This window comes from Flavobacterium sp. (assembly GCF_043720215.1).
Classification (GTDB): domain Bacteria; phylum Bacteroidota; class Bacteroidia; order Flavobacteriales; family Flavobacteriaceae; genus Flavobacterium.
This window is the reverse complement of record NZ_JAYSSZ010000091.1, coordinates 1-1868: the sequence shown is the minus strand read 5'-3', so window position 1 is coordinate 1868 and position 1868 is coordinate 1. Positions and strand designations below refer to the sequence as shown.

The window sequence follows — 1868 nt, the reverse complement described above, 5'->3', positions numbered from 1 at the left end:
AAAGATGGTGTTTTAGACGGTTTTGCGCCAAGAAATAAAACTGGAAATTCTAAAATTTGAATGAGTTTTTTGTTTTTAAATTGCTTTCTAACATCTTTACTAATGGTAGAAAAAAACTGGTCTATTTTCTTAGCAGTTTCTATAGTTACTAGTTCTAAAGGTGATTCTCCAGGTCTGTAAACTAAGTCTTTTATAGCAATATCATAATTGCTTTGTGCTTTTTGTATGAATTTTTTTAACTTCTTGCCGCTTCCCGTTTCAATATTTTCAAAAGTGTCAACTATTTCTTGAATATTGTCTGAAATAGTTATAAAATCATTTACACCATAAAAAACCTGATATCCGGGTGATAGTTTTTTTAAATCGTAATATTCCGATGGTTTTTTGCCAAAATCGGCAAAGAATTTTTCGAAAACATCGGGCATCCAATACCATGATGGGCCCATATCGAAAGTGAATCCGTCTTTTTCAAATTGTCTAGCTCTTCCGCCAATAGTACTATTTTTCTCGTAAATACTAACGTCATTTCCAGCTTGCGCTAAATAACACGCAGCTGCTAAAGACGAAAATCCTGAACCTAATATTGAAATTTTTTTCTTCATAATTGTTTAACAAAAATATAAAAAAATTAAACAAAAAAATGTTAAACTTTATATTTCTTCTATAATTGTTTGTATCGATTGAAATGCTTTTGTTTTTTCATTCAGAATTTTGGGATTTATTTCAGTTGTCATTTTCCCTATAAACCAGCATTCTGAAGTTTTATCAATAAGAATTTCGCTTTTAATCTTCTCGATATAGTTGTTAATATCATCTTTTGTTGGTTGAACGGTCATATAACTTACAAAAGTGATTTTGTCAAAATATTTTTGAATATCTTTAAGGCTATCTATAGGAACACTTTCTCCAAGATATATTGTCTTGTAGCCGTTTGATATAAATTCGTAATTTAAATACATTAATCCAAGTTCGTGAATTTCATTATATGGTAAATATAAGACAAAAATTTTATCAGTTTTTGTTGGTTCTAAAACCTGAATTTTTTCAGTATTTGATATCAATTTTTGTTTTATCAAATGACTAATAAAATGCTCATGTGCAATTGTTATGGTATTCGATTGCCATAGCAAACCTATTTCGTTCATGAGCGGAATAAAAACTTCATAAAAAACATCTCTAAAAGATTTTTCGGATAATAGATTATTGTAAGTATTAATGAAAAGAGTTTGATCAAAATTCATCATAGCCATTTTAAACGCATTTATAGCATGACTTTTTGCACTTTTTTCCGACACAATTTCTTGAACCAATACAGGGATTTTATCAGGAGATAGTTTCGATATTCGAGATATTTTGTAACCATAATCATGGAGCAAAGTTATGTTTAACAACTTTTGAAGATTGTAAATATCATAAAGACGAATGTTCGTATCAGTTCGCATAGGTTCTAATACGGCATATCTTTTTTCCCAAATTCTAATAGTATGTGCCTTTATTCCCGAAAGATTCTCTAGGTCTTTAATACTAAATACATTTTTAACTTCGTTCATCTTTTTGTTATAAAAGTTAAACAAAATTAAATAAATAATTGTTTAGTTTTCTTATATTTGTTAAAATACTTTCAAAAAATGCAAATAAAGTACGATTATATCTTTGCAGGAGCGGGATTAGCAAGTCTAATGATTTTAGATAAAATGATAGATGCTAGGCTTTTAGATAAAAAAAAAATACTATTATTAGAGCCTAATGATAAAAACAGCAATGATAAAACTTGGTGTTTTTGGGAGAATGAAATAGGTGATTTTGACAATTTAGTTTCAAAAAAATGGAAGCAAGCCATATTTCTTAATCAAAATAGAACTGTACAA

At 28.2% G+C, this 1868-nt stretch carries 3 protein-coding genes; 1 reads left to right on the top strand and 2 read right to left on the bottom strand.

Annotated elements, in window-relative coordinates; translation table 11 throughout:
* Together ACHZC3_RS04425 and ACHZC3_RS04420 are read right to left on the bottom strand one after the other, a co-directional pair.
* On the bottom strand, positions 1-602 hold a 602-nt coding region (locus ACHZC3_RS04425), incomplete at its 3' end, for a phytoene desaturase family protein (RefSeq protein WP_394758673.1).
* 48 nt (positions 603-650) lie between these two features.
* On the bottom strand, positions 651-1550 hold the full coding sequence (locus ACHZC3_RS04420) for a B12-binding domain-containing protein (protein ID WP_394758672.1): 900 nt from the start codon (positions 1548-1550) through the stop codon (positions 651-653).
* Between the two features lie 78 nt (positions 1551-1628).
* On the opposite strand from ACHZC3_RS04420, the gene ACHZC3_RS04415 reads away from it, so the two are divergent.
* On the top strand, positions 1629-1868 hold a 240-nt coding region (locus ACHZC3_RS04415), incomplete at its 3' end, for a lycopene cyclase family protein (RefSeq protein WP_394758671.1).